Origin of the sequence: Halorubrum tibetense, from assembly GCF_042661865.1 — an archaeon.
Classification (GTDB): Archaea; Halobacteriota; Halobacteria; order Halobacteriales; family Haloferacaceae; genus Halorubrum; species Halorubrum tibetense.
On the sequence record NZ_JBHSWW010000146.1, the window covers coordinates 1 to 6,095 of the forward strand.

Below are 6,095 nucleotides of genomic sequence, written 5' to 3' on the forward strand. Positions count from 1 at the left end.
GTCGGCGCGTACGGGACGCTCAACGCCGTCGCCCTCGGCTTCTTCGTCGCGTTCTACGTCGAGGTCGTCGTCGCCGCGACCCTCGGCAACGCGACCGGCCGGGCGTGGCGACGGCGCGGACTCGTCGACGGCGAGCGATACGGCTAGTCGGTATCGACGAACGTCACTGACAGAGACGAACCGCCCGAAAAACGCGCCGAACGTGCCGGCGGCTACACGCGGCGCTCGTCCAGTTCCGCGTCGTCGAGCGAGCGGTTGTGGACCGCCTCGCCCGAGTCGCCATCGAAGACGTGGATCGCGTTCTCGGGCAGGCCGACCCGGACGCGTGTTCCCGACTCGATCCGGCGGAGGCCGTCGACGGTCGCGATCAGCTCCGGTCCGTCGTCGAGCGCGACGTGGACGACGTTCTCGTCGCCCATCGGCTCCACGACGCTGACGGTCGCGTCGAACACGTGATCGACTGCGGTGTCACCGAGGGGACCGGTCGTACCCGTCCCGTCCCCGACGGCAGTCCCTCCGTGTTCGCTGCTGCCGTCATCGGTCGGTCGGACGACGAGGTCCTCGGGGCGGACCCCGAGCGTCGCCTCCGCGCTCCCGGCGACCGCCCCGGCGACGTCCGCGCCGAGCGGGTAGCGGAACTGCACCGTCTCCACTTCCCGATCGTCCGCCACGTTCCCCTCGGTTCCGAGCCCGAGGTCAGCGGTCCGCGTCCCGTCGACCGGCACGTCGAACTCGGCGACGAGCGTACCGTCGTCGACGCCGCAGTCGACGAAGTTCATCGACGGCTCACCGACGAAGCTCGCCACGAAACGGTTCGCTGGGCGGTGATACGCCTCGAGCGGCGTCGCAACCTGCTGGAGCTCGCCGGCGTCGAGGATCGCGATCCGGTCGCCCATCGTCATCGCCTCCGTCTGGTCGTGGGTGACGTAGACGGTAGTGGTGTCCAGATCCGCCTGCAGCTGTTGGAGCTCCGTCCGCATCTGTGACCGGAGTTTCGCGTCGAGGTTACTGAGGGGTTCGTCCATCAGGAACGCCTTCGGTTCGCGGACGATGGCGCGGCCGAGCGCGACGCGCTGCTGTTGCCCGCCCGACAGCGCGCCGGGCTTCCGGTCGAGCAGCTCCGTGATGTCGAGCATCGCCGCGGTCTCCTCGACGCGAGCGTTCCGCTCGTCTGCGGGCATGTCGGTCGACTCCTCTAAGCCGAACCGCATGTTCTCCCGGACGGTCATGTGCGGGTAGAGCGCGTACGACTGGAACACCATCGCGATGTCCCGCTCCGCGGGCGCTTGCTCGTTGATCCGCTGGCCGTCGAGTCTGATCTCGCCGCTCGTGATCGATTCGAGCCCCGCGATCATTCGGAGGGTCGTCGACTTCCCACAGCCGGAGGGGCCGACGAGGACGAGGAACTCCCCGTCAGCGATGTCGACGTTCACGTCGTCCACGGCGAGGACGGAACCGTCCCCCTCGCCGAACCGCTTCGTCACCGAGTCGAGTTCAAGTCGTGCCATTATGTGTCACCTGCGACGCCTTTCGCGAACTGTTCTCCGAAGAGGACGTAGACGATGAGCGTCGGCAGCGCCGCGATGAACGCCCCCGCCATCTGGAGGTTGTACTCCTGAACGAACGACCCCTGTAGCTGGTTCAACGCCACGGTCACCACCTGGTTCGACGGATCGCTCACGAGGACGATCGCGAACAGGAGGTCGTTCCACACCTGCGTGAACTGGTAGATGAGCGTCACGGCGAAGATCGGCACCGAGAGCGGCAACACGATCCGGCGATAGATCGTCATCGCGGACGCGCCGTCCAGCCGTGCGGCCTCCAGCATCTCGTCGTCCAGCGTCGCGTAGTACGCCCGGAACAGTACGGTACAGATCGGGATCCCGTAGGCGGTGTGGGTGATGCTCAGGTTGATCAGTCCCTGGTAGTCGTCGACGAACGCGAGCGGGATCCGCGCGCCGAGATCGACGAACGACCAGAACTGCGTGAGCGGCACCAGCACGGCCTGATACGGAATGAACACGCCAGCGACGAACAGTGTCAGCACGCCGATCTGGCCGCGCCAGTTCAGGTTCGTCAGCCCGTAGGCGGCGATCGATCCGAAGAACGCCGAGAGCACCGTCGCCGGGATCGCCATCATGGCGCTGTTGGTGAGTCCGGTGGAGAGCCGCTGGAACGCGACTTGCCACGCGTCGAGCGTGAACTCTCCGGCCGGCGGCGGCGCAAACGGCGTCGTCGCCCGGAACCCGTCCGTGGTTTTGAACGCCGTCATTAGCCCGGATTCGAGCGGCGCGAGGTAGAACGCGACCATGCCGAGCAGCACGGCGTACAGCGCGACCCGGGAGCGGTCGATCCGGTCGACCCGGTCGAAGAGCGATACCTCCGCGTCGCGGTCGGGCGTCTCCTTGACCCCGGTGTCGCCGCTCATAGCTCACCCCGCCGGTACTGCAGGTAGAGGTACGGTCCGATCACCGACAGCGCCATCACGAACAGCACCATCGCGACCGCGGAGCCGTACGCCCACTGGAGTCGGTCGAAGGCGACTCGATACATCATCACCGCGAGGATGTCCGCCGAGCTGCCCGGGTTGACGCCGAACAGCACGAACAGGAAGTCGAACGCCTTGAGCGCGAACACCATCAACACCACCGCCGCCGACATCGTCGACGCACGGAGCTGCGGGATGATGACGCGCCGGTAGAGCCGCACCGCCGAGGCTCCGTCGATCCGCGCCGCCTCGTACTGGGCGGTCGGGATCGCGCGCAACCCCGCGAGGTAGACGACCATGCAGTAGCCGGAGAACTGCCACATCAACGCGAAGATTATCGCGGCGAGTTTGAACCGTGGGTCGGCCAGCCATGCCTGTGTGAGGAAGCCGAGTTCGACCGTCGTCCAGAAGACGACGGTGTCGATCACGCCGACGACTCCCCGAATGCTCTCGTTGATGAGCCCGACACGTGGATTGTACATCCACGACCAGAAGATCGCCGTAACGACGAACGAGAGGCTCATCGGTAGCAGGTAGATCGTCCGGAACGTGTTCTCGAAGCGGATCTCTCGATCCACGAGGATCGCGAGCACGAGCCCGAGCACGAGCGAGAGGACGGTGAACACGACGAGCAACACGATCGTGTTCCGGAACGCCGCGATGAAGGACGCGTCAGTCAACAGTGTCGTGTACGCCTCCGTCGTCAACGAGGAGTAGTCGGGCTGTCTGAGTCCCTCCCAGCCCGTCAACGAGATAACGAAGTTCCAGCCGATCGCGCCGTACACGAACAACAACACGAGGAACCCGGGCGGTCCCCAGAACGGGATCGACTCGAGGAACTGGCTGCGCCGTAGCCGCGTCGCGAGCGGGACGCTGTCGGTCTCGGCGGCCGTCCCGCCGTCGGTCCGAACCGCGGGTGCGTCGCCGGTCCCTTCGGATTCGTCGGGCCCGGTCGAGTCGCCCCCGGCGGTTTCACCCCCGTCCCGTCCCCGTGAACGCGACCGGAGTACTCGGTCGAACAGCACGCGTAGCCGATCGAGCATCACGCGTTAGAACGCGTCTCGGAGCGCCGCGTACGCGGTGTCGACGTCGAGGTTGTCGTTGAAGTTGGCGAACGCCTCCTCCATCTCGGACTGCACCGCCGGCGCGACCGCCGTTCCGTGGGCGATGGTCGGCGGCTGGGTGTTCGAGTTATCGAAGTCGTCGATCTGTCGGCTGAGGAACGGACCGAACGCGTCGTCCGGGACGTCCGTGCGCGGCGGGATCGATCCTTTGGTCGGGTTGAACCGCTCCTGGGCGTCGACAGTACCCGCGTAGTTCAGGAACTGCTCCGTGGCCTCCGGAGACGGGTTGTTGGTCGGGAAGACGAACGAGTCGATGACGGAGTGGTAGACGCCGTCGGTCCCGGGGAACGGCACCATATCCCAATCCTCGCCGAACTCGAAGTCGCCGGCGGCCTCGTACTGGCCCGCGGCCCAGTCGCCCTGGTGGAGGAACGCCGCGTTCCCCTCGATCAGCTCGTCGTTGCCCTGGTCCCACGAGATAGAGCCGGCGTCCTCGGGATAGTGGTCCGCGTACTCCGCGAGCAGCCCCAGCGCCTCACGGACCTCGTCTTCGAGTGATTCGACGTTCCCGTCGACGAAGGAGAGGTAGTCGTCAGTTCCCTGCTGGCCGAGGAAGACGGCCTCGAACAACTGGAGTGTCGACCACGGCGACTGCGTCTGATGGGCCATCGGTACCGCGTCCGTGTTCTCGGCGACCGCTTCCAACGCGTCGACGAGCCCCTGCGGGTCGTCGATGTCTGTCGCGTCGACATCGGCGGAGTCGAGGACCTCGACGTTGTAAAAGAGGTTGTTCAGCCGGTGGATGTTGATCGGGACCGCGACGAGGTCGCCGTCGGGCCGCGACAGGTCGACGATGTCGTCGAGGTACGCCTCGCGCATCTCGTCGTCCCACACCGACTCGCCGATATCTTCCAGCAGGTCGGCGTCCGTGTACGGCGTCAGCGCCTGTCCCGGCCAGATCTGGAACGTGCTCGGCGGGTTGCCGTCGAGCACGCGGTTCTGGATCACGGTGTCGATCGCGGATCCAGCGCCGCCTGGGGCGGGGTTATCGACGATCTCGACGTCGGGGTGTTGCTCGCGGAAGCCGTCGAGGAGCGCGTTGTACGCGTCCTCCTCGCCGCCGGCAGTCCACCAGTGGACGATCTCCAGGTCGCCTTCATCGGCTTCGCCGCCATCGCCGGTGCCGTCACCGGTACCGTCACCGGTCCCGTCGTCGTCCCCGACTTCCGGATCGTCGGAGCAGCCCGCGACCGCGACGGTGGCGACAGCTCCGGCACCGGCAATGTAGCGCCGGCGAGTTACACGACTCTCAGGGGTTTCACGTGGCGTATCAGACATTGTACACAGTATGATCGATCCTGAGCGTACTTAATCGTTGATGATATACCTGCGTATTTAGTATAATGATAGTAAATTAATTTGATGCAGTTGAAACGACGTTCGGTGAGGCGCAGTTCTATCGACCGACCGATTCTTGAGCGCGCGGCCCCGAACTGGGGATAATGGACGGACCGCTGTGGATCGACAGACACGCACCTGACCTGGAGGAGATCCGCCAGGACGACGCTCGCGAGCGGCTCTTTCGGGCGATCGACGAGCCGATGAACCTCGTCGTACAGGGACCGCCGGGCGTCGGCAAGACGGCGGCGACCCGGGCGTTAGCGCGAGAGTCTCACGCCGCGCCCGAGAGCGACCTGATCGAGATCAACGTCGCGGACTTCTTCGGCCGAACGAAAAAGGAGATCCGGACGGACCCCCGGTTCGAGGGGTTCCTCGCGGGGAAGAGCCGGATGGCCAAACGCGACATGATAAATCACGTGCTCACGGAGTCGGCCGCCTACGCGCCGATGTCCGGCGAGTACAAGACGGTGCTTCTGGACAACGCCGAGGCGATCCGCGAGGACTTCCAACAGGCGCTTCGGCGCGTGATGGAGAAGCACCACCGAACGACCCAGTTCGTGATCGCCACCCGTCAGCCCTCCAAACTGATCGCGCCCATCCAGTCGCGGTGTTTCCCGATCCGGCTGCGCGCCCCGACGACCGACGAGACGATGGACGTGTTGGAGACGATCTGCGACCGCGAGGACGTCGAGTACGACGCGGACGGGCTGGAGTTCGTTGCCAGCGCGGCCGGCGGCGACCTCCGGGAGGCGATCCTCTCCGCGCAGGCGACCGCGGTGGAGGGCGGAGAGATAACGATGACGACCGCTTACGAGACCCTCGGCGACGTCGGCGACGACGACACGATCCGCGAGGCGCTCGCCGCCGCCCGGGACGGTGACCTGAAGGACGCCCGAAAGACCCTCGACGACCTGCTCGACGAGGGCGGGTACGACGGCCCCGACCTGCTCCGCGAGACGCTCCGCGTCGCCCGGTCGGGCTCGGCGTACGGTGGTGACGAGCTCGCACGGCTCCACAAGCTCGCCGGCGAGGCCGACCTCGACCTGGTCGACGGCTCCGACGACCGGATCCACCTCACACACCTCCTCGCCGCGTGGGCCGCCGGTCGAACCGAGCTCCGCGCCGGCTTCCACGAGCCGGTG

General features: G+C 66.3%; 5 protein-coding genes. 1 reads left to right on the forward strand and 4 read right to left on the reverse strand.

Features of this window, described 5'->3' with window-relative positions:
- Positions 1 to 212: 212 nt before the first annotated feature.
- The 4 genes from ACFQEU_RS10115 to ACFQEU_RS10130 are packed head-to-tail and all read right to left on the reverse strand — an operon-like array spanning position 213 to position 4,890.
- Positions 213 to 1,508, reverse strand: coding sequence for an ABC transporter ATP-binding protein (locus tag ACFQEU_RS10115; protein WP_379781753.1), 1,296 nt, complete (start codon positions 1,506 to 1,508; stop codon positions 213 to 215).
- Positions 1,508 to 2,428, reverse strand: a complete 921-nt coding sequence (locus tag ACFQEU_RS10120) for a carbohydrate ABC transporter permease (protein ID WP_379781755.1) — start codon at positions 2,426 to 2,428, stop codon at positions 1,508 to 1,510. Before ACFQEU_RS10120 ends, ACFQEU_RS10115 begins: the two co-directional genes overlap by 1 nt.
- On the reverse strand, positions 2,425 to 3,531 hold the full coding sequence (locus tag ACFQEU_RS10125) for a carbohydrate ABC transporter permease (RefSeq protein WP_379781757.1): 1,107 nt from the start codon (positions 3,529 to 3,531) through the stop codon (positions 2,425 to 2,427). The genes ACFQEU_RS10120 and ACFQEU_RS10125 overlap by 4 nt, the downstream gene beginning before the upstream one ends.
- A gap of 6 nt (positions 3,532 to 3,537) precedes the next feature.
- On the reverse strand, positions 3,538 to 4,890 hold the full coding sequence (locus tag ACFQEU_RS10130) for an ABC transporter substrate-binding protein (protein ID WP_379781759.1): 1,353 nt from the start codon (positions 4,888 to 4,890) through the stop codon (positions 3,538 to 3,540).
- Between the two features lie 164 nt (positions 4,891 to 5,054).
- Between ACFQEU_RS10130 and ACFQEU_RS10135 the strand changes: the two genes are divergently transcribed.
- A partial coding sequence (locus ACFQEU_RS10135) for an AAA family ATPase (RefSeq protein WP_379781761.1) occupies positions 5,055 to 6,095 on the forward strand: 1,041 nt, incomplete at its 3' end.

What these genes read in the sequence shown, in the direction of transcription:
- ACFQEU_RS10115 (WP_379781753.1), bottom strand. Translation starts at nt 1,508, where the DNA reads ATGGCACGACTTGAACTCGACTCGGTGACGAAGCGGTTCGGCGAGGGG.
- ACFQEU_RS10130 (WP_379781759.1), bottom strand. Translation starts at nt 4,890, where the DNA reads ATGTCTGATACGCCACGTGAAACCCCTGAGAGTCGTGTAACTCGCCGG.
- ACFQEU_RS10125 (WP_379781757.1), bottom strand. Translation starts at nt 3,531, where the DNA reads ATGCTCGATCGGCTACGCGTGCTGTTCGACCGAGTACTCCGGTCGCGT.
- ACFQEU_RS10120 (WP_379781755.1), bottom strand. Translation starts at nt 2,428, where the DNA reads ATGAGCGGCGACACCGGGGTCAAGGAGACGCCCGACCGCGACGCGGAG.